Origin of the sequence: Dechloromonas hortensis (assembly GCF_009469765.1) — a bacterium.
GTDB lineage: Bacteria > Pseudomonadota > Gammaproteobacteria > Burkholderiales > Rhodocyclaceae > Azonexus > Azonexus hortensis.
This window is the reverse complement of record NZ_SSSQ01000009.1, coordinates 134,759-160,326: the sequence shown is the minus strand read 5'-3', so window position 1 is coordinate 160,326 and position 25,568 is coordinate 134,759. Positions and strand designations below refer to the sequence as shown.

At 57.0% G+C, this 25,568-nt stretch carries 26 protein-coding genes; 25 read left to right on the top strand and 1 reads right to left on the bottom strand.

Annotation, left to right across the window (positions count from 1 at the left end; translation table 11 throughout):
- The first annotated feature begins 22 nt into the window (after positions 1 to 22).
- Genes GH663_RS14965 through GH663_RS14950 form a run of 4 tightly spaced genes read left to right on the top strand, consistent with a single transcriptional unit; the run spans position 23 to position 2,508 of the window.
- Entirely contained in the window at positions 23 to 358 is a 336-nt protein-coding gene (locus GH663_RS14965) for an ArsR/SmtB family transcription factor (RefSeq protein WP_153132501.1), read from the top strand.
- Entirely contained in the window at positions 355 to 858 is a 504-nt protein-coding gene (locus GH663_RS14960; RefSeq protein WP_153132500.1) for an arsenate reductase ArsC, read from the top strand. Before GH663_RS14965 ends, GH663_RS14960 begins: the two co-directional genes overlap by 4 nt.
- A complete protein-coding gene (gene arsB, locus GH663_RS14955) occupies positions 855 to 1,922 on the top strand; it encodes an ACR3 family arsenite efflux transporter (protein WP_211371165.1) in 1,068 nt (355 codons plus the stop codon). The genes GH663_RS14960 and arsB overlap by 4 nt, the downstream gene beginning before the upstream one ends.
- A complete protein-coding gene (locus tag GH663_RS14950; protein ID WP_153132499.1) occupies positions 1,909 to 2,508 on the top strand; it encodes a sigma-70 family RNA polymerase sigma factor in 600 nt (199 codons plus the stop codon). Before arsB ends, GH663_RS14950 begins: the two co-directional genes overlap by 14 nt.
- Positions 2,509 to 2,592: 84 nt before the next feature.
- Here the strand turns inward: GH663_RS14950 and GH663_RS14945 are convergent, their stop codons facing one another.
- Positions 2,593 to 3,054: a PaaI family thioesterase gene (locus GH663_RS14945; protein ID WP_153132498.1), complete on the bottom strand. Its 462-nt coding sequence runs from the start codon at positions 3,052 to 3,054 to the stop codon at positions 2,593 to 2,595.
- A gap of 244 nt (positions 3,055 to 3,298) precedes the next feature.
- On the opposite strand from GH663_RS14945, the gene GH663_RS14940 reads away from it, so the two are divergent.
- The 21 genes from GH663_RS14940 to GH663_RS14840 all read left to right on the top strand — a co-directional run bounded on the left by GH663_RS14940 (position 3,299) and on the right by GH663_RS14840 (position 25,509).
- Positions 3,299 to 3,814 (top strand): FxDxF family PEP-CTERM protein, encoded by a 516-nt coding sequence (locus GH663_RS14940; protein WP_153132497.1) that lies wholly within the window; start codon positions 3,299 to 3,301, stop codon positions 3,812 to 3,814.
- 10 nt (positions 3,815 to 3,824) lie between these two features.
- A complete protein-coding gene (locus GH663_RS14935; protein ID WP_153132496.1) occupies positions 3,825 to 4,340 on the top strand; it encodes an FxDxF family PEP-CTERM protein in 516 nt (171 codons plus the stop codon).
- Positions 4,341 to 4,516: 176 nt separating this feature from the next.
- Entirely contained in the window at positions 4,517 to 5,728 is a 1,212-nt protein-coding gene (epsL, locus tag GH663_RS14930; RefSeq protein ID WP_153132495.1) for an XrtB/PEP-CTERM-associated polysaccharide biosynthesis outer membrane protein EpsL, read from the top strand.
- 66 nt (positions 5,729 to 5,794) lie between these two features.
- Positions 5,795 to 6,739: an EpsD family peptidyl-prolyl cis-trans isomerase gene (locus GH663_RS14925; RefSeq protein WP_153132494.1), complete on the top strand. Its 945-nt coding sequence runs from the start codon at positions 5,795 to 5,797 to the stop codon at positions 6,737 to 6,739.
- A gap of 18 nt (positions 6,740 to 6,757) precedes the next feature.
- The gene (gene epsE / locus GH663_RS14920; RefSeq protein ID WP_153132493.1) at positions 6,758 to 7,579 is read left to right on the top strand and encodes a polysaccharide export protein EpsE; all 822 of its coding nucleotides are present in this window, start codon (positions 6,758 to 6,760) and stop codon (positions 7,577 to 7,579) included.
- A 25-nt stretch (positions 7,580 to 7,604) separates the two neighbouring features.
- Positions 7,605 to 9,062 (top strand): chain length determinant protein EpsF, encoded by a 1,458-nt coding sequence (epsF, locus tag GH663_RS14915; RefSeq protein WP_153132492.1) that lies wholly within the window; start codon positions 7,605 to 7,607, stop codon positions 9,060 to 9,062.
- Positions 9,063 to 9,068: 6 nt separating this feature from the next.
- Positions 9,069 to 9,938, top strand: a complete 870-nt coding sequence (epsG, locus tag GH663_RS14910) for a chain length determinant protein tyrosine kinase EpsG (RefSeq protein ID WP_153132491.1) — start codon at positions 9,069 to 9,071, stop codon at positions 9,936 to 9,938.
- A 205-nt stretch (positions 9,939 to 10,143) separates the two neighbouring features.
- Positions 10,144 to 11,031: an exosortase B gene (gene xrtB / locus GH663_RS14905; protein ID WP_153132490.1), complete on the top strand. Its 888-nt coding sequence runs from the start codon at positions 10,144 to 10,146 to the stop codon at positions 11,029 to 11,031.
- Positions 10,998 to 11,774 (top strand): exosortase-associated protein EpsI, B-type, encoded by a 777-nt coding sequence (gene epsI / locus GH663_RS14900; protein ID WP_153132489.1) that lies wholly within the window; start codon positions 10,998 to 11,000, stop codon positions 11,772 to 11,774. The genes xrtB and epsI overlap by 34 nt, the downstream gene beginning before the upstream one ends.
- A gap of 3 nt (positions 11,775 to 11,777) precedes the next feature.
- On the top strand, positions 11,778 to 13,010 hold the full coding sequence (locus tag GH663_RS14895) for an oligosaccharide flippase family protein (RefSeq protein ID WP_153132488.1): 1,233 nt from the start codon (positions 11,778 to 11,780) through the stop codon (positions 13,008 to 13,010).
- Positions 13,011 to 13,059: 49 nt separating this feature from the next.
- Positions 13,060 to 14,259 carry a polysaccharide pyruvyl transferase family protein gene (locus GH663_RS14890; RefSeq protein ID WP_153132487.1) on the top strand — a complete coding sequence of 400 codons (1,200 nt, stop codon included), beginning with the start codon at positions 13,060 to 13,062 and terminating at the stop codon, positions 14,257 to 14,259.
- Between the two features lie 2 nt (positions 14,260 to 14,261).
- A complete protein-coding gene (locus GH663_RS14885; RefSeq protein ID WP_153132486.1) occupies positions 14,262 to 15,524 on the top strand; it encodes an O-antigen ligase family protein in 1,263 nt (420 codons plus the stop codon).
- 89 nt (positions 15,525 to 15,613) lie between these two features.
- Entirely contained in the window at positions 15,614 to 16,597 is a 984-nt protein-coding gene (locus tag GH663_RS14880) for a glycosyltransferase family 2 protein (protein ID WP_153132485.1), read from the top strand.
- Positions 16,594 to 19,386, top strand: coding sequence for a hypothetical protein (locus GH663_RS14875; RefSeq protein WP_153132484.1), 2,793 nt, complete (start codon positions 16,594 to 16,596; stop codon positions 19,384 to 19,386). Before GH663_RS14880 ends, GH663_RS14875 begins: the two co-directional genes overlap by 4 nt.
- Before the next feature lie 16 nt (positions 19,387 to 19,402).
- On the top strand, positions 19,403 to 20,479 hold the full coding sequence (locus tag GH663_RS14870) for a glycosyltransferase family 4 protein (protein ID WP_153132483.1): 1,077 nt from the start codon (positions 19,403 to 19,405) through the stop codon (positions 20,477 to 20,479).
- 11 nt (positions 20,480 to 20,490) lie between these two features.
- Positions 20,491 to 21,309: a glycosyltransferase family 2 protein gene (locus tag GH663_RS14865; protein WP_153132482.1), complete on the top strand. Its 819-nt coding sequence runs from the start codon at positions 20,491 to 20,493 to the stop codon at positions 21,307 to 21,309.
- Positions 21,310 to 21,395: 86 nt separating this feature from the next.
- Entirely contained in the window at positions 21,396 to 22,457 is a 1,062-nt protein-coding gene (gene rfbB / locus GH663_RS14860; protein WP_153132481.1) for a dTDP-glucose 4,6-dehydratase, read from the top strand.
- 1 nt (position 22,458) lies between these two features.
- Complete coding sequence (gene rfbD / locus GH663_RS14855; protein WP_153132480.1) at positions 22,459 to 23,346, top strand: dTDP-4-dehydrorhamnose reductase; 888 nt, start codon at positions 22,459 to 22,461, stop codon at positions 23,344 to 23,346.
- Positions 23,347 to 23,361: 15 nt separating this feature from the next.
- A complete protein-coding gene (gene rfbA / locus GH663_RS14850) occupies positions 23,362 to 24,240 on the top strand; it encodes a glucose-1-phosphate thymidylyltransferase RfbA (RefSeq protein ID WP_153132479.1) in 879 nt (292 codons plus the stop codon).
- A complete protein-coding gene (gene rfbC, locus GH663_RS14845; protein WP_066884254.1) occupies positions 24,240 to 24,779 on the top strand; it encodes a dTDP-4-dehydrorhamnose 3,5-epimerase in 540 nt (179 codons plus the stop codon). Before rfbA ends, rfbC begins: the two co-directional genes overlap by 1 nt.
- Before the next feature lie 226 nt (positions 24,780 to 25,005).
- A complete protein-coding gene (locus GH663_RS14840; RefSeq protein WP_083518422.1) occupies positions 25,006 to 25,509 on the top strand; it encodes an FxDxF family PEP-CTERM protein in 504 nt (167 codons plus the stop codon).
- Positions 25,510 to 25,568: the final 59 nt, after the last annotated feature.

The window sequence follows — 25,568 nt, the reverse complement described above, 5'->3', positions numbered from 1 at the left end:
ATATTTCAACGATTATTGAAATATGGAATCAAAAACTGCCGTCACTGCATTGGGGGCGCTGGCCCACGCCACCCGCCTCGAAATCTTCCGCCTGCTCGTCCGTGCCGGCGCGGCGGGGCTGTCGGTCGGCAAGATCGCCGAGGCGCTGGTCATCGAAGCCAATGGCCGGCTCAGCTTCCACCTCAAGGAACTGGTCGCGGCCGGCTTGGCTGTGGCCCGCCAGGAAGGCCGTTTCATCTATTACTCGACCGACTACACGGCGATGAACGAACTACTGCGCTACCTGACCGAGGATTGCTGCGGCGGCCAGCCCTGCGGCGAAGCGGTCGATCTTTGCCAACCGGAAATCTGCCCATGAAAATTTTCAACGTGCTGGTGTTGTGCACCGGCAATTCGGCTCGCTCGATCCTCGGCGAGGCGCTGTTCAACCATCTCGGCGCGGGCCGCATCCGTGCCTTTTCAGCCGGCAGCCAGCCGAGCGGCCAGGTCAATCCGGTCGCCCTCGAAACGCTGGCGGCGCACGGCGTGCCTTGGCCGAATGGCGGGCAGCCGCGCAGCAAGTCGTGGGACGAGTTCGCCGCGGCCGGGGCGCCGTCGCTCGATTTCATCTTTACCGTTTGCGCCAGCGCGGCCGGCGAAGCCTGTCCGATCTGGCCCGGCCACCCGGCGACGGCGCACTGGGGCATCGCCGACCCGGCCCATGTCGAACCGCTGGCCGCCCGCCGGGCCGCCTTCGAAACCGCCTATGGCGAACTGGAAAAGCGCATCACGGCCTTTTTGAAATTGCCCCTGGAAACGATGTCGACCGCAGCAATCGTCGATGCGGCCCGCCAGATTCACGCCGAGGCCGCCGCATGAGCGCGCCCTGCGAAGTGGCGCTCGAACGGCCGGCTGCGGCCGCGATGAGCGGTTTCGAGCGCTACCTGTCGCTCTGGGTCTTTACCTGCATCGTTGCCGGCATCGCCCTCGGCCAGGCGATGCCCGGGGTCTTCCAGGCGATCGGCCGGATGGAGGTGGCGCAGGTCAATCTGCCGGTCGGGCTGCTGATCTGGGTGATGATCATCCCGATGCTGGTCAAGGTCGATTTCGGCGCCCTGCACGAAGTACGGCAGCACGTCCGCGGCATCGGCGTCACGCTGTTCGTGAACTGGCTGGTCAAGCCGTTTTCGATGGCTTTCCTCGGCTGGCTGTTCATCCGCCAGTTGTTCGTCGATTATCTGCCGGCCGAACAGCTCGACAGCTACATCGCCGGCCTCATCCTGTTGGCGGCGGCACCGTGTACCGCGATGGTTTTCGTCTGGAGCCGGCTGTCGAATGGTGACCCGCTATTCACGCTGTCGCAGGTCGCGGTCAACGACCTGATCATGGTCTTCGCCTTCGCGCCGCTGGTCGCCTTCCTGCTCGGGATTTCGGCAATTACCGTCCCGTGGGCGACGCTGCTGATTTCGGTCGGCCTTTACATCGTCATTCCGGTGGCGCTCGCCCAGTGGTGGCGCAAGTCGCTGCTGGCGCGCGGCCCGGTGGCTTTCGCCGCGGCCATGGCGAAAATCGGCCCGTGGTCGATCACCGCCCTATTGCTGACGCTGGTCCCGCTCTTCGCCTTCCAGGGTGAAGCCATCCTGCGCCAGCCGCTGGTCATCGCGCTGCTTGCCGTACCCATCCTGATCCAGGTTTTCTTCAATTCGGCACTGGCTTACTGGCTGAACCGGGCGCTTGGCGAGAAGCACAATATCGCCTGCCCGTCGGCCCTGATCGGCGCCTCCAATTTCTTCGAGCTGGCCGTTGCGGCAGCGATCAGCCTGTTCGGCTTCGAATCGGGGGCGGCGCTGGCGACGGTGGTCGGCGTGCTGATCGAAGTGCCGGTCATGCTGCTCGTCGTCCGCGTCGTCAATGCCAGCCAGGGGTGGTATGAGCGTGGCTGAATCCGCTGGGGCGGGCTGCCTGCTGGCCGCCTGGCAGGCGGTGGCCGGCGAACTGCTCGGCTACCTGCGCCATCGCTGTGCCCGGCCGGAAGATGCCGAGGAGTTGCTGCAGGAAGTCTTCATCAAGGCGCTCCGGCAGGGTGAGGCCTTTGCTGCGGTCAACCAGCCGCGCGCCTGGTTTTTCCAGGTGGCGCGCAATGCCCTGGCCGATCACCTGCGCTGCCGCCGCGAAACGATTGCCTTGCCGGACGATCTGCCGGCGATGCCCGGTACCGAGCCGGCCGTTGTCGAGGCACTCAGCCAGTGCCTGCCGCGAGTGCTCAGCGAACTATCGGCCGAGGACCGGCTGGCGATCACCTTCTGCGACATCGAGGGGCATTCGCAACAGGCGCTGGCCGATCAGCTCGGCATTTCCCTGGCCGGCGCCAAGTCCCGCGTCCAGCGGGCCCGGGCCCGCTTGCGCCGGCAACTGGAAAGCGGTTGTCAGGTCCATTTCGATGCCAGCGGCGCCGTCTGCTGCTTTACGCCGCGTCCGCCGCTGACTGAAGGGCAACTGCCTAAGGAAGTGCTGATTAAATCCGATTAGTCATTCCCGCGTAGGCGCGAATCCAGAATCGTCAAGGCACTGGATCCCCGCTTTCGCGAGGATGACGATTTGTTCAGTGTCTCCCTAAGCCGTAAAACTGTCCGGCATCTGCAGGGCGACCACCTCGCCGCGTGCGGTGGCGACACCTTCGGCATAAACCGTTGCCTCGACGACGACCTTGCGGCCCTTGATCTCCTTCACCCGACCACGGATTTCCAGTTCCGGGCCGAGCGGGGTCGGCTTCAGGTAGCTGACCTGCAGCGACCCGGTGACGAAGCGGAAAGCCGGCAGGCTGTCCATGGCCCGGTTCTCCGCCCGGTACATCGCGGCAGCGGCGGTGCCAGTGCAATGGCAGTCGATCAGCGAGGCGAGCAGACCGCCATAGACGAAGCCGGGAATCGCCGTGTGTTCAGGTTTGGGTTGAAAGCGGGTCACCGTTTCGTCGCCGTCCCAGAACGTCTTGATCTGGTGTCCATCGGCATTGAGCCGGCCGCAGCCGTAACAGTGCGCCACGTTCTCCGGGTAAAAATCCTGAAAGGCCTGCATGTTGTCTCCTGGTTGTTATTGCCAGCCGCTATCGTAGGCGCCCCGGTGGCTCGGCGGCCATTGCCGGGCCGGACAACGGGCATGCAAATCCCGCCAGCCGCTGCCGGTAACACGCCTCGAAAGGCCTTTTCCGGTGCCCCGTCGCTCCGTGAAATAACTCACGGAATAGGCTGAATGGACTAATGGGGCCTTGCCGGCGGCTGGGTAAAATCGGCGCCATCAAATATTTCCCCGGGTTATCCCCATGTCAAAACTCAAACAACTGGCCTTTGCCGTCGCCACACTGGCGCTGACCGGCACCGCCAATGCCGCGTTTTACACGCTCGGCCCGGTCGGCGTTTCGGGTTCCGCGCCGCTCGAAGTTGCCTTGCCGGATGGCGATCCGTTTTTCGACAGCTTCAGTTTCAGCCTGCTCTCCGGCAGCAGCGTGCAATTCGGCCTGACCTCCTTCTTCTGGGGCGCTTCGGTGGCCGATCTGCCCGGTTTCAGCTTCAGCCTGACCGGCGGTAGCGGGGCGGGCACCTATCTGCCGAACGTCGTTCTGGCCGATGACCTGGTCTCCGTCGGGCAAGTCCTGAGTGGTCTGCAAGCCGGGCAAATCTACACCCTGACCATTAGCGGTACGGAGTCAGCCGACCTGGGGCAGAGCTATTCCCTGCAGGCAGCAGCGCTGGCCGTTCCCGAGCCGGCCGGCCTCGGCCTGCTGCTCGGCGGGCTGGGCCTGATGGCGCTGGCGCGTCGTCGCCACCTTGGCAAGTGAAAGGCCGATCATGCTGAAAATCATCAAAAACAGCCTGTTTACCGCAGCACTGCTGTTCGCCGTTGGGGCGGCGCTTGCCAAGCCGTCGGAAACGGCAATTTCCTCCTTCGTCGCCCAGCCGGGCTCCTTCGCCCAGGAGTTTCTGCTGGTGACGGGTAGCGACTACTCGCCCAATCAGGGGCGGATTTACGCCTCCAGCCTGAACGGTCTGTTCGACAACCTGTCGATCAACGTCTACACCCTGTCGGGCAACAGCCTGACCGGCACCATTACCAGCAAGAACAACTCCGGCAATCTAACGGCAAGCTTTAAGGACTCCGCCAACCAGGATGTCGATCTGGCCGGGGCAACTGCCTACAAGGTCGTGGTCTCCGGGCTGGCCGCCAAGGACAATGCCCAATTCACCTTGCATGCCACCTTTGCCCAGTCGGTCAGCGCCGTACCTGAACCGGCGACCTACGCCATGCTACTGGCCGGTCTTGGCCTGATCGCCGGTATTGCTCGACGCAAGGCGCGGCAGGTCTAGGCGCAGCGTTTCGCCGAGCCGGTGCCGCGCCTATAAAAGTGCGGTGCACAAACCGGTTGTGACGTGGCGTGCCTTGCGGTACGCCAGATTCAGACGGGGCCATGGCCCCGTCTTTCGTTTTTTGCATAATGCCATTTGTTTAAAATGTTGCAGTGCAATGTGATAAGATCGCAAGCATGATGTCATGTCAAAAATCGCTGCTCGCGTTCGCTTGCCTGGTGCTTTTACAAGCGACCGGGGTGCGGGCCAATGAGGGTGACGTCCTAAATCTGAGTGCCACACTGTCGTCGATGCATGATGACAACCTTTTTCGCCTGGCGCCGTCTGTTGACCCGAAAAGTGTCGGCCTGGACGGCAAGTCGGACACCATCACGACCATGGCGCTCGGTCTGAATTTCAACAAGTTGTTCGGTTTGCAGCGCCTGATCGCCAATGTCAGCCTGGTCGATAATCGCTACAAGACCAATGATTATCTCGATTTCCAGGCCCTGAACTACGATGCGAAGTGGCTTTGGGCAGTCGGTACGCGCTGGACCGGCGAACTCGCCGTCGATCGCAACGAGTCGCTGAACTCGTTTTCCGATTACCGCAATTTTCGTGTCCGCAACGTCCGTACCATCGAGAATGAGCGCTTCAGCGCCAACTACTGGTTTCATTCGAACTGGGCGGCCGTGGTCGGCGTTTCGCGCTACAGCCTGACCAACGAACAGCCCTTTCTGGCCGATAGCGACTACGATGCCAACGGCTACAACTACGGCCTGCGTTACCGGCCGCTGTCCGGCAACACGGTGACCGTGCGCGCCAAGCATCTCGACGGCACCTACTCGAAACGGCAGTTCAACAGCACGCTGCAGTTCGACAACGGTTTCGTCCAGGACAGCTACGAACTCGATGCCGACTGGCGTCTGACCGGCAAGAGCCAGGTGCGCGGCCGCCTCGAATACCTGGCGCGCAAGCACGACCACTTCGCCGACCGCGACTACGACGGCTGGGTCGGTAATCTCGACTTCGCCTATGCGGCAACCGCCAAGGGCAGCCTCAATCTCGGCTACAAGCGCGGCCTGGAAACCTTCCAGCAACTGACCTCCAGCTACTACGTGCTCGATGAACTGACGCTGGCCACCAAATGGGCCGCCACCAATACCCTGACCGCCACCGCTCGCCTTGGCTACGGCCTGCGCTCCTACAAAGGCGAGATCGTCGCCTTGCCGGCCGGCACCGAGCAGCGGGAAGACAAGTTCACCCGCGTCGGCTTCGATCTGGCCTATCTGCCGGTGCGCTGGGTTGAGCTGAAGGCCGGCGTTGCCTACGAAAACCGCAACGTCAATTACGACTCGCTCGACTACAAAGACCGCATCGGCTTTGTCTCGGCCTCGGCCCAGTACTGACATGCGCCGCCTGTCCCAAACAACCCGCATCTGCCGCCCGCTATCGGCCGGCTACCCGAATTCCGTATGCCCAACTTTGAAAGCGTCCACGTGAACAAGCTCAGCACCATCGCCAGTCTGGTCATTTCCGCCTTTGTCCTCAGTGCCTGCGGTGAACGCCCGCCGGAGAAGAAAACCGCCACCCAAGTCGTGGCCAAGGTGAATGGCGGCGAAATCTCCGTGCATCAGGTCAATTACGTTCTGCAACGCACGCCCAACATCCCGCCGGCCCAGGCCGATGCTGCCAAGCGCCAGGTGCTGGAAGGCCTGATCGACCAGGAACTGGCCGTCCAGCAAGCGATGGAAGCCAAGCTCGAACGGACGCCGACCGTCATGCAGGCGATCGAGAATGCCCGGCGCGAAATCCTCGCCCGTGCCTACCTCGAGCAATCGGTCGGCAAGCTGGGCAAGGCCTCGACCAGCGAAGTCGGCAAGTTCTACGCCGAACACCCCGAGCTCTTTGCCAACCGCAAGATCTATCGCCTGGAAGAAGTCCTCTTCGCCGCTACGCCGGACAATGTGGCCGTGGTCAGGGAACTGCTCGGCAAGGGCAAGAGCGTCGCCGAAATCGTCACCGGCCTGAAGGCCAAGGGCGTTGAAGTGGTCGGCGGCGTTGCCGTCAAGCCGGCCGAACAACTGGCCCTGGAAATCCTGCCCAAGCTGGCCCAGGCGAAGGAAGGCCAGCCGCAGTTGATCGAAAGCCCGGGCCGTGCCGCAATCATCACCGTGCTCGCCACCAAGTCCGAGCCGCTCGACGAAGCCAAGGCCCAGCCGTTCATCGAGAACTACCTGAGCAACAAGCAAAAGGCCGATCTGGCGCGCGACTCGATGAAGCAGTTGCGCGACAAGGCGAAGATCGAATACGTCGGCGAATTTTCCGGCACCCCCGCGGCGACTGCCGCCGCTCCGGAGAAGGCCGCGGCAACGGGCGGCGATGCCGTCATCAACAAAGGCATCGGCGGCCTCAAGTAAGGCGTGGGCAAGCAGACTATGAACTACCTCAAGCAACTCTCCCTTGGCTTTCTGCTCGCGCTGGGCCTCGTGCTCGGCGCCTCGGCGCAGGACAAGCAGGCCGATTACCGACTCGGCGCCGGCGACGCGATCAAGATCAGCGTTTTCCAGAACCCGGACCTCACCGTTGAAACCCGTGTCGCCGAAAGCGGCGCCGTTACCTATCCGCTGATCGGCGCCGTGCAACTGGGCGGCCTGTCGATTGCCGATGCCGAGCTGGCCATCGCCTCCAAGCTGCGCGAAGGCGGTTTCGTGCAAAAGCCGCAGGTCAATATCCTGCTCGTTCAGGTCAGGGGCAACCAGGTTTCCGTGCTCGGCATGGTCAACCGCCCGGGCCGTTTCCCGATCGAGACCGGCAACACCCGCGTCACCGACATGCTGGCCACGGCCGGCGGCGCCATGCCTTCGGGGACAATTGGCGGCGGCGCCGATGTCGTCACCCTGGCCGGCATTCGCGAAGGCAAGCCCTTCCGCAAGGAAATCGACATTCCGGCGATGTTCATCACCGGCAATACCGAACTGGATATTCCAGTGGCCGGCGGCGACGTCATCTACGTCCATCGCGCCCCGCTGTTCTATATCTATGGCGAAGTCCAGCGTGCCGGCTCCTACCGCCTCGAACGCAACATGACCGTGCTGCAAGGCCTGGCCCAAGGCGGCGGCCTGACCATTCGCGGCACCGAACGCGGCCTGCGCATCCATCGCCGTGGGCCGGACGGTTCGGTCATCGTCGTTTCGCCGGAGAAATCCGACGCCATCCAGGCCGACGACGTGCTTTACGTCCAGGAAAGCTTCTTCTGACCACGAAGATCACTGAAAGCCCCGCATGACTTTTCAGCAATTTCTCCTCATCCTCTGGGCCCGCCGCAAACTGGCGCTGTCGGTGCTCGGCGTCACGGTCATGACGACGCTCGTCATCAGCCTGATCCTGCCCAAGGAATACACCGCCACCACCTCGCTGGTGATCGACGTCAAATCGCCGGACCCGATTGCCGGCATGGTCATGCAGGGCATGATGGCGCCCGGCTACATGGCGACGCAGATGGACATCATCAACAGCGACCGCGTTGCCACCCGCGTCGTCAAGCTGCTCGGCATCGACAAGAACGCCGAAGCCATCGAAACCTGGCAGGACGACGGCGATGGTAAAGGCACGATCGAAGGCTTCTACGCGACGCTGCTGCAAAAGAAGCTGGACATCAAGCCGTCGCGCGAAAGCAACGTCATCAACGTGAACTTCTCGGCGAAGGACCCGCAGTTCGCGGCCGCCGTCGCCAATGCTTTCGCCCAGGCCTACATCGATACCTCGATCGAATTGCGCGTCGAGCCGGCCCGCCAGTACAGCGCCTGGTTCGAAGAGCGGCAAAAAGGCCTGCGCACCGCGCTGGAAAAATCCCAGGCCCGCCTGTCCGCCTATCAGCAGGACAAGGGCATCGTCATCACCGACGAGCGCATCATGGACAACGAAACCGGCCGCCTCAACGAGTTGACCGCCCAGCTGGCCGCTGCCCAGGCCCAGAAGGCCGATGCCTCCAGCCGGCAAAAGAGCGGCACCAGCGAACTGTCGCTCGAAGTGCTGCAGAACCCGCTGATCCAGAACCTCAAGTCCGAGATCGCCCGTTCCGAGTCCAAGCTGGCCGAACTCAACAGCAACCTCGGCAAGAACCACCCGCAAGTACAGCAGCTCGAAGCCCAGATCCAGGGCCAGCGCCAGCAACTGCGCGAGGAAATTGCCCGCATCTCCGGCGGTGCTGCCGTCGCCAACAAGTTCGGCGCGGTCAAGCAGGAAGAGTTGAAGGCCGCCATCGAAGAGCAGAAAAAGCGCGTGCTCGAAATCAAGTCGCAGCGTGACGAGCTCTCGGTGCTGGTCAACGATGTCGAAACTGCCCGCCGCGCCTACGAGGCAGTCGGCCAACGCATGACGCAAAGCAATCTGGAAGGGCAGTCGCAGCAGACCAACGTGCTGGTCCTCAGCCCGGCCACCGAGCCGGTCAGGCATTCCCGCCCGAAGATTTTCCTCAACGTACTGGTTTCCATCTTCCTCGGCGGCATGCTCGGCGTCGGCGCCGCGCTCGTCCTCGAACTGGGGCAACGCCGCATCCGCTCGGCCGAAGACCTTCGGCTGGCGCTCGACCTACCTGTCCTGGCCGAACTCGACTCGACCTTGCCGCCGGCTGCCCGCAAGAGCTGGCGTTTTTGGCAAAAAATGCCGGTCGACCGCGCCCCGAAGGAAGTCCCCTTGCGGGACAGCAATCAGCAACAGCCAGCCGTTTCGGAGGCCTGATCCGCGATGAACGCAATCAACGAAAAACTCACTAGCGGCTCGGGCCGTTCCATCGGCGCCATCCTGATCGACAACGGCCGCCTGACGCCGGAAGCGGCCGAGCGCATCCTCAAGCTGCAAAAAGAGCAGGGCCTGCGCTTCGGCGATGCCGCCATCCAGCTCGGCCTACTCTCGGAGGCCGACATCCAGCAGGCGCTCTCCCGCCAGTATGACTACCCCTATCTGATGCCGGGCGACGAGCGGGTCAGCGAAGAAGTGATCGCCGCCTTCAAGCCCTTCAGCCCGGTTGTCGAGCAACTGCGCGCCCTGCGCAGCCAGTTGATGCTGCGCTGGTTCGATGCCGAAGCCGGTCACAAGACGCTGGCCGTGGTCAGCGCCGGCCGGGGCGAAGGGCGCAGCTTCACCGCCGCCAACCTGGCCGTCGTCTTTTCGCAATTGGGCGAACGCACGCTGCTGATCGATGCCGACCTGCGCCACCCGCGCCAGCACCAACTGTTCCGCCTCGAAAACAAGCTCGGCCTGTCCAGCCTGCTGGCTGGCCGCGCCGAACTCGGCGAAGCGGTGACCCGCATTCCCGGCCTGATCGACCTTTCCATCCTGCCAGCCGGCGCTATCCCGCCCAACCCGCAGGAACTGCTCGCCCGCCCGGTCTTCAATGCGCTGATGGCCACCGTCCAGGGCCAGTACGACATCGTCGTGGTCGACACTCCGGCCGGGGCCGAAACCGCCGACAACCAGACCATCGCCGCCCGCACCCGGGGTGCCGTCGTCGTCGCACGCAAGGACCTCAGCCTGGCGCCGCAGCTACAGACGCTGGTTTCCTCGCTGCAGCACGCCGGTGTCGCCGTCGTCGGCGCCGTGCTCAATAACGGCTAGGCTAAATGCCGATCAGCATCTTCTCGCTTCATCCTCTGGATGTGCGTTACCGAGAAAAGCACAATTGTTCTATCGTTTGGAACGCTGAAAAAACCGGGGTCTGTCCCCGGTTTTTACGAAAAGCCGGGTTGGCCACATTTCAAATTTTGGCAAAATTTGCGGTTGACCGTAGCAATCAGTTGCCAAGGGGTTGGCAATAAATCCCATGGCAGATAACACCCCGGCACTTTCGGCTTCGAGCCGCCTAGTCATGGCCGAATGGTTCCCCATCCTCATCGGCCTAATTGCCCTCTATGTCCCCACCTGGGTCGACCTCTCCCGCACCATCTGGGCCGCCGAAGCGCAGGCCCACGGTCCCATCATCCTTGGCGTCGCCCTGTGGTTCCTTTGGAAACAAGGCCCGGTCATCCACGAACTGGCCGCCCAGCCCGCCAAAACCGGCTGGCCGCTCTTCGTCCTGGGCCTGCTGCTCTACGTAATCGGCCGCTCGCAAGACATCCTGCTCTTCGAAGTCGGCTCGCAAATCTTCGTCATCATCAGCCTGCTGCTTATCCTGCGCGGCTGGGCCGCGGCGCGCGCAGCATGGTTCCCGCTCTTCTTCCTGCTCTTCATGATTCCGCTGCCCGGCACCTTCGTTGATGCGCTCACGCTACCTATGAAAATGGCCGTCTCCTACGTCGCCGAAAACGTCCTCTACTGGGTGGGCTACCCCATCTCGCGCACCGGCGTCATCCTGCAGATCGGCCAATACAAACTACTGGTTGCAGATGCCTGCGCCGGCCTACAAACGCTTTTCACACTTGAAGCGCTTGGCTTGCTGTATCTCAACGTCGTGCGCCACGATTCCCTGTTCCGGAACGTGACCCTTGCCATCCTGATCATTCCAATATCCTTCATCGCCAACGTCATTCGGGTCATGGCCCTGACGCTCATTACCTACCATTTTGGCGATGCAGCTGGGCAGGGGTTTCTACATGGGTTTGCTGGCTTGGTGCTGTTCATCACGGCCTTGCTCATCATCATCGGGGTCGATTCCTTGCTGCAGTTCGCTGAGCGGCGATGGAAAAGCGCAACAGCCCGAGGTGCGGCATGACCATGCAAAGCCTGTCATTCCGAAACCTGTCATTGCTGGCCCTGATGTTCATTGCTGCCGCATTGGCAATCGTATTGAAGCCAACGCACTTCGAAGTTGATCCGTCATCACAAAAGGGATACGAAAAAATAATCCCCAATAAATTCGGGGATTGGCTTACCGAGGAAAATGAAGGAAGCCTGGTTGTTAATCCACAGCAAGAAGAACAACTGAAAGAACTGTACTCGGAAGTCGTGGCCAAAATATACGTGCAAGCTTCAAGCGGCCGAAAAATCATGCTTTCAATCGCGTACAGCGCAGACCAAAGGCATGAGAATCAAATTCATAAGCCCGAGGTTTGCTACCCAGCACAAGGCTTCGAATTGCTGGGTATCAAGAAAGACTTAATGCAGACCCGCTTCGGCAATATCCCCGTGATGCGCGTTCAAACGCGACAAGGGCGGCGTGTGGAGCCGGTTACATACTGGATTCGTGTCGGAGACAAACTCGCTAGAGGCGCCATTGAACAGAACTTGGCGAGAGTGCAGTTTGGTTTGCGCGGACGCATTCCGGATGGCCTGCTGTTCAGAGTTTCATCTATTGAAGATGACACCGTGGCCGCTTACCAACTACAAGACCAATTTGTCGATGATTTGATCGGTGCACTTGATCCAGTGGATCGCTCGCAATTTATTGGCGACACCGTTTCCTCGAATTCAGCCACCACAATTTTGTCTGGTGTCACTAGAGCGCTCAAGGATTAATCCGTGAGACTCAGTCGTTCTTTTTGGAATCTGCTGGCTGTTGGCGGAACAACTGCATCTAGGCTTATCGGTGTATTGATTCTCTATTCCTTGCTTGCGCGAATGCTGGGGCCGGCAGGGTTCGGAGAGTTTACGTACTGGTACACCATCGGAATATTACTGGCAGCCCTGTCAGACTATGGCTTTGCTCAACAAATCCTAATTCGTCTTGTATCCGATTCGTCTGAGAATATAAAGACGGAAGGGGAAAGACTAATAGCAGCTAAGTCAATACTGGTTGGCATTCTATTTATTCTTGCGATAGTTTTTTCTCTATTCAACTCGAGCGATCATAAAAGTTTATATTGGATTATTCCTCTATTAATAGCGTGTGCCTTTGCAACGCTGATAGATTTTTTTGGTGTGATGTTGCGGGCTAGAGGAAGTTACCAGAACGAAGCGTTGCGCTCCTTTTTTGCAACATTTGTAGCAAGTGTTGGAAGTGCGACTGCTGGTTATTTCACAAATAGCTTGATTGTTGTATGCCTTGTAATGCTTGTTGTGCGAATGCTGGTGCTGTACTACCAGTTCTTGGCAGCCAAGTACGCGGTTGGTTTCGAAAGCAAAATCGCAATATTCTTTGATATTAGGCGAGCCGCCAAAACCTTGAGAAGCGGATTCAAGTTTGCAGTCGATGGCGGAGCCGTACAATTGCTAACCAATATCGATGTACTTATAGCCAAATACGTATTGGGTTCTGACGCTGCCGGGGTTTATATGGCGGGTAGCCGGCTTGTTCAGGCTGCTTTGTCAGGATTGCCAGTGTTGTCGAACGTTTTTATTCCGACCCTTGTTGCACAGAAAAAAACCGGAATCGTTAAAACGCCAAAATTGATGCTGGTTGCAATTGCGGCTGTAAGCATGGCTTCGCCCCTAATATTTTGGCTGGGTGCCGATGTCATCCCTGTCTTGTTGTTTGGAAATGACTTTTCAACATTGGCGAATATCATGCCGATTATTGGTTTGATTGTTGCGCTTCGATATCTGTCCTCCATTGATGGATTTAAGCTAATTGTTTTTGAAAAACAAAAATCAAGAACATTTATACATATTGCTTTAGTCGTATTTATTTTTGCTGCAATTTCCATGCTTTCAATTTCAGGTGGATTTTCGGAAACGAAGTTGGCCTTGTGCATTGCGGCGGCAGCAGTAATCCATTTGATCGGATTTCGACTTGTCGCTATGCGCTCGATCTGAACTAAGAACGATTAATAATTTTGAATAAACTGGATAGATAGCCCGACAAATGAACGAAATCGCAATATACGGAGCAACGGACCGATTCAACTATGGCGACCTTCTATTTCCCTTGGTCGTGGAGTGGGCTGCCAAACAATATCGCCCAGGTTCCGATATTTATAATCTAGCAATTGCTGAAAGCGATTTCTCAAATCAAGGTGGATTGCCGACGATAAGCATTAAGGATGCATTCAGCAACGGGCTTGTTCAGCGTTGTGATCGCTTCGTTATTGCCGGGGGACAAGTTCTAGACGCTCGCTGGACCGCAATCCTGGGGTATTTGCTCGGGCCGAGAACGGATTTGACGGTACGCGCTATTCGAAAATTATTAGGTGAGCGAACGACGGATACTCTTGCTCGAAGGATTGCAGGCTTATCCTGGCCGCAGCCATTTGTAGTGCCAGAGGGTGGGCTTCCCGAAGGTGTTGGCGTGGTTTACAACGCGGTTGGCGGGGCTGAGATAGATTCCTTGCGTCCGGGTTATCTAGAGGCACTTCGTCGTGGTTTGGAAAAGGCTGCCTATATATCGGTTCGCGACTGTGCGACGCGCGACGCGCTTGCCAAATTTGGAATACACGCCGACCTAATGCCGGACTCTGCAGTGGTCATGAGCCGGATTTTTCCCCTTCCCACACTACTGACGCGCGTGAGGGATGAGTTAAGAAACTATTTGGCCGAAAACTCCGGTCAATATCTGGTCTTCCAAATTGGAACGAAGTTTGTCAAAGGTCGCGAGCAAATCATTGCAAAGACAGTGTCGGATATTGCTTCAAAACAAGGCCTCAAAATTATGTTGCTTGCGATTGGAACGGCTACGGCTCATGAAGATCACATCGCGTTAGAAAAAGTTCGGCGTCATCTTCCGGCAGCATGTAATGTTTATCCAATGTTTAATGGCTCTGTATGGGAAATCATGGCTGCGATAGCTTCGGCCGCCATATATATTGGGACGAGTTTACACGGTGCCATTACTGCTATGTCGTTTGGCATTCCTCGCCTTGCTTATACAGGAGAGGTTAGGAAACTGCAGGAGTATTTAAATACTTGGGATTTGAACGAGTTTTCCGCTGCGCTACCGGTTGATGGCAACAATGATTTAATTGCGAAGGTCCTCAGTGTCGGGGGTGCAGAATGCGTTTCGTTGTCTGGAAAAGTAATAAATCAAGCGGATTGTGGATTGCGCAATTTGTTTGAAATGAGAAAATAATTGTGCGCTTTGTTCGTGTAATTGATTGCCCTAAAGAGAATGGTGGGGGGGGTGTTGGTCAATTTATTTCAATATCCTTAGGTTTTCTGCTTTTATTCTCTGCGGCATTACCTTCAGGAGCTTTGTTTGGGGTTCCATTTAAACATGCTGCGTATGTTGCCACCTTAGTGATGATAACTCTGGCATGGTGGCGTGGCGAAATGGCTATAAAAAGTGGTCTGCTCGTCGTTTTGTTTTTATTCTGTTGCTATATATCTTTTTATGTTTTGATTGGTTCTTTTCAGGCTGTAACCCCATTTCCTTACGTCGTAAAAGAAGCCTCTGGTATGTTTACTGCGGTAACTGTTGTTTTACTGGCTATCGTTGCCACAGATAGCGGAAAGGTAAGTTACACAACAATCGTTTCGTATTCGTTTTACGGTGCGCTGATTTTTGCTACATGGAAAGTTCTAGTCGTGCTTGGCTTGGTTTTACGAGTTTTGTCATTTGATCAGGTTTATGATTTTATTTTGAATCAGGCTGGCTATAGAATAGTTTCATCAGGTATTTTTGGTGGGTTGGTTAGAATTAATTTAATTATTTACGATTACTTGGTTGTGTTTTTTTTGATATTTATGGTGGTGGCGCCACGGTGTTTTTCGAGTATCTCCAAAGTAAGTAAGATTTCATTTTTTTTCGTTGGCTTGGCTTGCGTAGTGTTTGCGTTCTCAAGATTGCTTTTTGGGTTGTTGTTTATTGGATGGTTTTTCTCGTTTGTTTATAACCTTAAATTCCGAGGAAAGCTAATAGCAATTTTTGCTGTTTTGCTCGTTTTGGTTTTGTCAGCAGAGTGGTTGGCAGGAGCCTTTGATCAACGTTTTAGGTCATCTGGTTCGGCAGTAAGCGATGATATTCGCGTCGAGCAAATCGCAGCGTTGCTTGATGAGTGGAGCGATTCCCCACTGATTGGGAAAGGCTTCGGCGCGTATTCGAAGAATGTAATACGAGATCCCTCTGTGCCTTATAGCTACGAGGTTCAATGGGTTGGCTTTCTTGCAAAGTTAGGCTCGGTTGGAGTTTTATTTCTAGTTTTTCTACTTGGTTACATCTATTGGATTGTTTTAAAAAGCGAGCGTTTCAAAGAGCATTACATATTGTTGTTGACCTTATCAATGTTTGTAATTGGAGGGTTTACTAATCAATATTTAGTGTCCTCGGCTAGCGGGGTTATATATTGCTTACATATTGTTTGTGCTGAAATGATTCGGCAGCGTCGCTTTGTTTGATTTACTCAGTTTGCTGGGTTTTTTTATGCTTCCCGACGGTTTTTGTGTAATAAGTTTATTTTTTGGCCTAATTTAATAATGGATGTGTCATGCTGACCGAAATCGTTCTAGTAAATTGGAAGCGCGCTAACGACACTTGTGCTTGCATATCCTCTATACAGAACTCTGCGGATTCGAATTGGTATTTGGTTGTTTGTGATAATTTTTCGCAGGATGGCTCGGCAGAAATTTTTAAGAATTTCCTGGGGGCTACGTTCGAGCCCCGTTGTAGGCACACCGATGATTCTGTTGAAGTTGTAGATTATTTTGAAAAAGGTAATTATCAAAATAAGCTTTTAGTGACATTGGTTATAAATTCAGAAAATTCAGGTTTTTCGAGAGGTAATAATATCGCCCTTAAGTATTCATCTCCTCTCATTAAAGCGGATTATTTCTGGTTTCTTAACAACGATACGGTTGTGGAGCCTTGTGCGCTGAATCATATGCTCACACGAATGAATGGAAATTCGAATATCGGGATTTGTGGTAGTACGCTCGTGTATGATTTCGATAGGCTGACCATTCAAGCCTACGGGGGCGCTGAGTATCAGAAATGGACAGGGGCTGTTCGGGAAATTGGCAACCGTACTCAACTTGGTTTCCCGATCGATCAACAGTCGGTTGAAAAGCGCATGAGTTACGTTTCCGGCGCTTCAATGTTGGTCAGCAAGGAGTTTCTCGAAACTGTAGGGCCGCTTTCCGAAGACTATTTTCTTTATTACGAGGAAATCGACTGGGCGATAAGAGCGCGGAAGAAGGGCTTTCGCTTGGGTTATGCCTCGGACGCTATTGTTTACCATAAAGAAGGTGCGGCGCTTGGTTCAGGTAAAAGCGAAGGGCGTAGTTTATTAGCCGAATACTATGGTGTTCGAAATCGCCTGGTTTTTACACGGAAGTTTTATCCGTGGGCCTTGCCGAGTGTGTTCTGCTTTTCGCTACTACAGATATTGCGCCGTTGTCTGCAGGGGCGATGGGGCCATGCGAGGCTGATGGCAGCGGTTTTGTTTGGCCTGCGCAAGGTTCCGCCTAGATGAAGCTGAGGCTGTTGCGCCCCATCCTGCTCTTGTTTGGCCTCGGGTTATCGCTGGCTAGCTTGGCTGCTTCGTCGCTGGATTGCGTTCCATCAGCCAAGGAGCTTGCCGTTGTTGCAGAGGGGGCTCGGGTCAAGCAATCGGTTGCGTTGGAGTGCGCATTGAATGGTGAGGCCGCTATTCATGTCGCTGGGGAACTAACCTCGTCGTTGGTCTTGGCCAGAGGCTATCTCGAGATAGCTTTTATTGATGCATTTGGAAAGCGTGTGTGGACTGCGAGGCGCGGTCCTTGGCTCGGGACGTTTTCTTCGTTTGCTCTTGATGAATCGGTGGCTGTTCCATCCGGGGCAAAGCGCCTGATCGTTGTTGCCGCGGTAGAGAGCAAAAAGAAAGAGGGGAGCGGCCGTTGGGGGATTTCGAATCTTCGGGTATCGCCAGGTAGCGTTATCGTTGGTGAGGCTGTGAATGGAACCGTGATCACGGCCGATTCGACTTCGCGCTGGCATTTTTCCAGCGTGCCTGCCATTGCCGGGGCATTTTCGCTGGAACTCAAGGATCATCGCGGCAAAGTGAGTGTTTCGCGCCGGGTTTCCTCCAGAGGCGGAGAGCGCGTTGATGTCGATTTAGGGCGGTTGCCGGTCGGCTATTACGACGTTTCTGTAAAGCTTGAGTCAGCAGCGGGGTCTGCTGCTAAGTGGATTTCGTCTCTGGTTGTTTTGCCGTCTGGTGCTGTACCGAATGAACCTAGGTTTGGCATGGACGCCGCTCTGAGTTGGTACGGCGGCGGTTTGGAGGAGGTTAAGCAGTCGCTTGCAATGATGCGACTGGCGGGCATTGGCTCCGTCCGGGATCGAATGCTGTGGAGCAAGGTTCAGCCGAGCAGAAACCAAAGCGATTGGAGTTTGTACCTTCCTGTTGCCAAGGCAGTTGCCGAAAAAGGCATGGAGTCTGTTCAGGTTTTTCATGACTCGCCGACGTGGTCGCGGCTTGGTGGGGGCGCGACCTTAACCTGGGATCGCCTGCCGCCCATGGATGATGCTGCGGCTTTTACCTTTGGGCGGAGCTTCGCGTTGGGATTGGGGCAGTTCGTTCGTAGCGTCGAGTATTGGAACGAGCAGAACAGTGATTTTTTTCTTGGCTATCCCTATCACTATGCGAGTGGTTTCAAGGCGTTCAGCGCGGGGGTCAAGTCGGTTGATCCGGGGATACGGGTCTTGATTGGTGCCGCGGCTGGCCAGCCCGGTAAGTTTTTCGAGGAAATATATAAGAACGACGTTGCGGCTTTCATGGATGCCCGTAACCAGCACTATTACGGGAAGCAGGCGGAAATTGAGGATTTTCAAAAGACTCATTTGCTTGCCCTGGAGCGTGATGCGGGGCTGAGTGAGGTACCCGGGTGGCTGACGGAGATGGGGTATTCACTGCGTCGGGATGTGCAAGGGGCGTGGCGGAAGGCTGAGATTGAGCAGGCCGCTTATTTGGTGAAGACCTATGCCGGTGGTTTTGCAGCCGGATATGAGCGCGTTTTTTATTTTTTCTGGCGGGAGCTTGTAGAGGCGGAGTTGCATACGTGGGGAATTTTTCACGAAGACCATTCGCCACGCCCGGCGTATCTCGCTTTGGCAATGCTGACGCGCCATCTGGCGGGGGCCAATGTTGCCGCAACGGAACGGTCAGGGAACGGTCGTTCGGTCTATTTCCGTAAGCCAAATGGCGAGTACGTGGCCGTTGTGTGGGGTGATGGCGTAGGCCTCGCCCGATTGGGGGCCGGTATCGAGGTGAGGGATATTTTCGGGGAGGCGCATGCGGCGTCTGAGGCTGAGGTTTCTGCTGCCAAGCCGGTGTTTGTATCCGGGATAAAGGCTTTGCCGGCGGGCGTTACTGTCGTGAATCTTCCCGGCCGAGGTTTGCGAGGGCCTGCACCATTGCGTATCTCTGCAAATGTGACGGTTGACGGAAAAAGTCAGCGCAGCCCGGGGGTAAATCGCAGCGTAATCAGCGTGCCGGACGATGTGCCGATCGAGTTGACGGGCGTGGTTTTTGGTAGGGATGGTGTGGTGCCGAGTCTTGAATGCCTTGCTGGGCGTGGCGTTGAGATCACTTCGCTGCCGAAGCAAACCTTGCCGAGCCTTAATGCGAATGGAGTGTCTTTTTCATGCCGTTTTAAAGCCAGTTTGATCGCGGTAGGGCAGAGCCATATTGGCGTCAAAGTGACTGATGGAACTGCCAGTGATCGGGCGACGATTGCCGTCGTCCCCGATGTCGCTTCGTCGGGTTCGTTGAAGGCACGTTCGATGTTGAGTGCCGCCGGATGCCCGAAATGGGTGGCGCGTCATTCGAATAACCAGGACATGGCGATTCGACTGTTGAGTAACTCGAATGCCGGGTGCCCACCGATTGAGGTGACCACGAAAATTCTTAAACGGGGTGAATCGTGGGCTTTTGCGGCAGCCCAAGTGGGAGAGGTTGATTTGCGCTCTTTTGCGGGCATTCGCTTGCAGGTAAGTGATGTTCAGTCAGTAGCGTCTGTTCCTCGACCCTTGATGGCTCAGTTGGTTGAGAAAAGTGGTGGTGTATGGATGATCGATTTGCGACCCGGTACTGACAGGAAAGAGTTGTCAGGGTTGTTCAATCTGGCTCATGCGGCCCCCTGGGGGCGAGATGACAATGGAGTGCTGGATTTGAACAATGTCCGCGAAGTCATGATTGGTTGGGGGGGGTACGGTGGTGAGGCCGGTCAGCAGCACGGTTTCCAGATTGAAGAGCTTAGTTGGCTGCAGCCAAGAAATTGAACGAGTGAATAACGGTATGAAATTGATCGCTAACCTATCCATGCTGGGGCCCAAGCCAACCGGACTGGGTGTGTATTCGGGGCATTGTTCGCAGGCTTTGGCGAGCCGCTTTACTGCGTCCTTCATTGCCGGGCAGAGCCCATGTCCTCCGGGCGAGGTTCTGGTTAAGGCTCCTGAGTCTGTTGCTATCGGTGGCGGGAAGTTGGCGGCGATTCGTCGGCAGCTTTGGATGCGTTCGCTTTCGTTCGATGCGGGCTCATTGGTTTATTCCCCAACGCACCATGGTTTGCCCGGGGTAAGAGATCAGATCATCACGATTCATGATTTGATTTGTCTCCGCTTCCCTTCGCAACATAAGCCACAGTATTTGTTCTTCAAGTTCGGCCTGCCGAGATTGTTGAAGAAGTGCCGCGCGGTGTTCTGCGTTTCCGAAACGACAAGGCAGGATGTGGCTCAAACCTATGGTTACCCTGCCGATCGGATTTATGTTGTTCCCAATGGGGTGGATACCACGTCGTTTTCTGCCAATCCGGCTGCGCGGGAGGGCGATCCTTATCTCCTGATGGTCGGCGCCAGGTATTCGCACAAGAACGTGGATGAGGTTCTTGCGATGTCCGAGATGTGGTCGCCGAAATTTCGTCTTCTGGTGACTTCGTGTTCGGGCGGATACCGCGAACATCTGGAGCAGCTCGTGGCTTCTCGTGGGCTGACCGACAGGGTCGAGTTTCTGGATTACCTTTCACGGGATGAGTTGCTGCGTTTGTATCAGGGGGCGGCCGCCTTGCTCTATCCCTCCAAGTGGGAGGGATTCGGAATTCCGCCGCTGGAGGCCTTGGCGTGCGGCACGCCGGTCATCGCCTCGGGAATTCCGGTGCACCGCGAGGTGTTGGGCGATGCTGCCTTGTTCGTTGAGTTGGGTGACCGTCGTTCTTGGGCCGCGGCGTTTGATGCACTGGCTGCCGATACGGAGAGCGGCCGGCGTCGGCAGGCGGGTGAGGCGGTGTTGAATCGATTTACTTGGGAAAATTCCGCCGACATTTTGGTTCGCAGTTTGCTGGCTGTGGAACCAAAGCTTGCAAGCCAACTTCGCTGAGCGTTTATTTCATGAATAAAATCAATCCGATAATAGTCAATTATCGTACCCCCGATCTGACGCTGAAATGCGTTGCCTCAATCATTGAGATGGGGGTTGCGCAACCCCAGGATATCATCGTGGTGGAGAACGCTTCGCCGGATGATTCGTTTGCCCGTTTGAAAGCAGCATTGCCGAAAGATGTCCGGCTCGTGTTGGCGGAGCGCAACGGCGGTTTTTCGTCGGGGGTAAATGTGGGGGCTGCTTTGGCTACAGGCGATTTTTTGCTTGTTCTGAATCCGGATACCTACTTCGTTGATCAGAGCATTTCACGTGCCCTGGAACTCATGGAAACGGATAAGACCATTGGTTTGGTCGGCCTTGACCTGACCTATCCCAATGGCGAACGGCAGTTTTCGGCGCGGCGGTTCTACAGCGTTCTCGACATTGTTGGTCGGCGTACGCCTTTAGGGCGTTATTGGCCGATCAAGCCAATGATTGATCGGCACATGATGTTCACGGCTTGGGATAAGGGACTGCCATTCGATGCCGACTGGGTGATGGGTACCGGTTTTGTCATTCGTCGATCCTTGTTCGAAAAAATTGGTCGTATGAATGAGGCCTATTTTCTTTACATGGAAGATGTCGATCTGTGTGCACGAGTATGGCGGGCGGGCCTCAGGGTAGTCTGCGCACCTAACGTTCGCCTGATTCACGACCATCAGCGTTCAAGCAGCGCGGGGCCCTTAAGCAACGCTGGAAAAATGCATTTGCGTAGCTTGAAGATATTTCGGCAGAAGTACCGGATTCCTGTTTTTTCCCCACCGGGGGTCAAGGGGCTTTTTCGCTGATGGCTTGCGAATGATCCATTTGCCTTATTGCCCGATTGCACCAAATTCAGCATATTAATGATGTTTGATTAAATAAGAGGTGTTTTGTGACGATTCTCGTAACTGGCGGCGCCGGCTTTATCGGCAGCAATTTTGTTTTGGACTGGCTGGCACAGTCAGATGAACCGGTGATCAACCTGGATGCGCTGACCTACGCCGGCAACCTGGAAAACCTCGCCACCCTCGAAGGCAACAAAAACCACCTTTTCGTCAAAGGCGGCATAGGCGACTTCGACCTGATCGCTAAGTTGCTGGCCGAGCACCAACCGCGCGCCGTGGTCAATTTTGCCGCCGAATCGCACGTCGACCGCAGCATTCACGGCCCGGAAGACTTCATCCAGACCAACATCGTCGGCACCTTCCGCCTGCTCGAAGCCGTGCGCGCCTACTGGGGCGGGCTGCCTGACGAGGCCAAAGCCGCCTTCCGCTTCCTGCACGTCTCGACCGATGAAGTGTATGGCTCGCTCGGCAAGGATGACCCCGCCTTCACCGAAACCCACCGCTACGAACCGAACAGCCCCTACTCGGCGAGCAAGGCCGCCTCCGACCATCTGGTCCGCGCCTACCACCATACCTACGGCCTGCCGGTGCTGACCACCAATTGCTCCAACAACTACGGTCCCTACCACTTCCCGGAAAAGCTGATCCCGCTCGTCATCCATAACGCGCTGGCCGGCAAGCCGCTGCCGATCTACGGCGATGGCCAGCAAATCCGCGACTGGCTCTACGTCAAGGATCACTGCAGCGCCATCCGCCGCGTGTTGGAAGCCGGTCGCCTGGGCGAGACTTACAACATCGGCGGCTGGAACGAAAAGCCCAATCTTGACGTCGTTCATACCCTCTGCGCCATCCTCGACCATCTCAGCCCGCGCGCTGACGGCCAGCCTTACAAGGCCCAGATCACCTACGTCAAGGATCGCCCCGGCCACGACCGCCGCTACGCCATCGACGCCAGCAAGATCGAACGCGAACTCGGCTGGAAACCGGCCGAAACCTTCGAGAGCGGCATCAAGAAAACCGTGCAGTGGTATCTCGATAACCAGGCCTGGGTCGCCAACGTCACCAGCGGTGCCTACCGCGAGTGGCTAGGCAAACAATACGGCGCCTGACATGAAGATCCTGCTTACCGGCAAGAACGGCCAGGTCGGCTTCGAACTGCAGCGCGCCCTGGCGCCGTTGGGCGAGATTGCTGCGGTCGACCATCAGGAATGTGACCTTTCCAACCCGGACGCCATCCGCCAACTGATTGCCGACTTCAAGCCGCAAGTCATCATCAACCCCGCCGCCTACACCGCGGTGGACAAGGCCGAATCCGAACCCGCCCTGGCCCACGCCGTCAATGCCGTGGCCCCCGGCATCCTCGGTGAAGAAGCCGCCCGCCGCGGCGCGCTGGTCATCCACTACTCCACCGACTACGTCTTCGCCGGCAGCAAAGAGGGGGCTTACCGTGAAGACGACACGCCCAACCCGCAAAGCGTCTATGGTCAGAGCAAACTGGCCGGCGAGCAGGCGCTGCAGGCGAGCGGGGCGGATCACCTGATCTTCCGCACCAGCTGGGTGTTCGGCGCGCACGGCGGCAACTTCGCCAAGACCATGCTGCGTCTCGCTGCCGAGCGCGACCGCCTGAACATCGTCGCCGACCAGTTCGGTGCCCCGACCTCGGCCGCGCTGCTTGCAGACGTTACGGCGCAGATCCTCGGCCAGTACCAACGCCAGGGCCGGGCTGACTTCCCGTTCGGCCTCTACCACCTGGTCGCCTCTGGCTGTACCACTTGGCACGAATACGCCCAGACCGTCATCCGCGCCGCCCAGGTCGCCGGCCGGCCGCTCAAGCTGAGCGCCGACGACGTGCAGCCGATCGCCACCCGCGACTACCCGCTGCCCGCACCGCGTCCAGCCAACTCCCGCCTTGACACCGGCAAGCTTCGCCAGACCTTCAGACTCGAATTGCCCGCCTGGCAAGACGGCCTGGCCCACGTGATGCAACAAATACTTTGATTGAAGGACAACTCCATGCGTAAAGGCATCATCCTCGCCGGCGGTTCCGGCACCCGGCTCTACCCGGTCACGCTCGCCGTCTCCAAGCAACTGCTGCCGATCCACGACAAGCCGATGATCTACTACCCGCTGACCACGCTGATGCTGGCCGGTATCCGGGACATTCTGATCATCTCGACGCCGCAGGACACGCCGCGCTTCCAGCAACTGCTTGGCGATGGCAGTCAATGGGGCCTGAACCTGCAATACGCCATCCAGCCCAGCCCGGACGGCCTCGCCCAGGCCTTCATCATCGGCCGCGACTTCGTCGGTAATGGCGACAGCGCGCTGGTCCTCGGCGACAACATCTTCTACGGTCACGAATTCGCCAACGATCTCGCTGCCGCCGGCACCCAGCCGAGCGGCGCCACCGTCTTTGCCTACCACGTGCATGACCCCGAGCGTTACGGGGTGGTCGAGTTCGACCCGGCGGGGCAGGCGATCAGTCTCGAAGAAAAGCCGATACAGCCGAAATCGAATTACGCCGTCACCGGCCTCTACTTCTACGACAACCAGGTGCTCGACATCGCTCGTGATCTCAAGCCATCGCCGCGTGGCGAACTGGAGATCACCGACGTTAACCGTGTCTATCTCGAACGCCAGCAACTCAATGTCCAGGTCATGGGCCGCGGCCATGCCTGGCTCGATACCGGTACCCACGAAAGCCTGCTCGACGCCAGCCAGTTCATCGCCACCATCGAAAAGCGCCAGGGCCTGAAAGTGGCTTGTCCGGAAGAGATCGCCTATCGCAAGCGCTGGGTCGATGCCGGCCAACTGGAAAAGCTGGCCCAACCGATGCTGAAGAATCCCTACGGCCAGTATCTGATGGGCGTTCTGAAGGAAAAGGTATTCTGATGCGTGCAACACCGACCGCCATTCCCGACGTCCTCGTTATCGAACCGAAGGTCTTCGGTGACGAGCGCGGCTTCTTCTACGAGAGCTACAACGAGAAGGCCTTTCACGAAGCCACAGGGCTCGATGTCCGGTTCGTGCAGGATAACCACTCCAAGTCGGCCAGAAACGTCCTGCGTGGCCTGCATTACCAGGTGCAGCAGCCGCAGGGCAAGCTGGTGCGCGTCGTGCAGGGCGAAGTATTCGATGTTGCGGTCGACATTCGAAAAGACTCAAAAACCTACGGTCAGTGGGTTGGCGAGATTCTCTCGGCCGACAACAAGAAGCAATTGTGGATTCCGCCGGGCTTGGCACACGGCTTCGTCGTCCTGTCGGAAACGGCCGAATTTCTATACAAGACGACCGATTACTATGCGCCGGCCCATGAGCGCTGCATTGCCTGGAATGACCCGGATCTGGCCATTGCCTGGCCGATTGACGGAATGCCCTCGCTTTCAGCCAAGGATGCAGCAGGAATTGCCTTTCGGGAGGCTACCGGCTAACGCTGGAAGCCTCATATTCGTGATCCCCGCGCAGGCGGAGATCCTGTGCCTGGACTTTTCTGGATTCCCGCCTGCGCGGGAATGACGTGCCGGATTTAATCAGCGCTTCCCTTGCTGGCGGAGGCTTTGAGCGGGTTGTCGAGAGCCCGTTAGTCTGTTCAGACTATTGGTCACCCGGGGCTTTATTGTTACCTTCCCGTTGTCATTAACTTCCAATGGGTATGTCATGAAAAAGACATTGCTTGCGCTTGCTTTTGCTGCTGCTCTGCCGGGCGTTGCTCAGGCGGCATCGTTTCAGGATATCGCCACGCTGAACTTCACGGCGACTTCCTCCACTGCTTCCTTCCTGCTCTCCTGGGAAGATCTGATTTCCGCCAATGCCAAAAAGGGCTGGTCTACCGAAGTTGATGGCAAGTACTCGCTGACGCTGACCGACAGCATTACCAACCAGATTATTTTCAACAAGAATAATCTCGGTGATGCCGTGACTGGTGATATCGCCGGCGTGACCTCGGGTTCCTTCGTCAAGACCTTTAGCTCCCTGTCTTCCGGTGCAGCTTACACGTTGAGCTTCATCGGTACTTGGAGTGGCCCGAATGGCGTCAATTGGGCAACCTCGGGCACCCCGTCGGTCAGCATGGCCCCGGTTCCCGAACCGGAAACCTACGCCATGTTCCTGGCTGGTCTGGGCATCATTGGCATGATTGCCAAGCGCCGCAAGAACGTCTGATCTTCAGGATCAGGCAGCAGGATGCCGCCTTCGGGCGGCTTTTTTTTGGCTGTTATGGA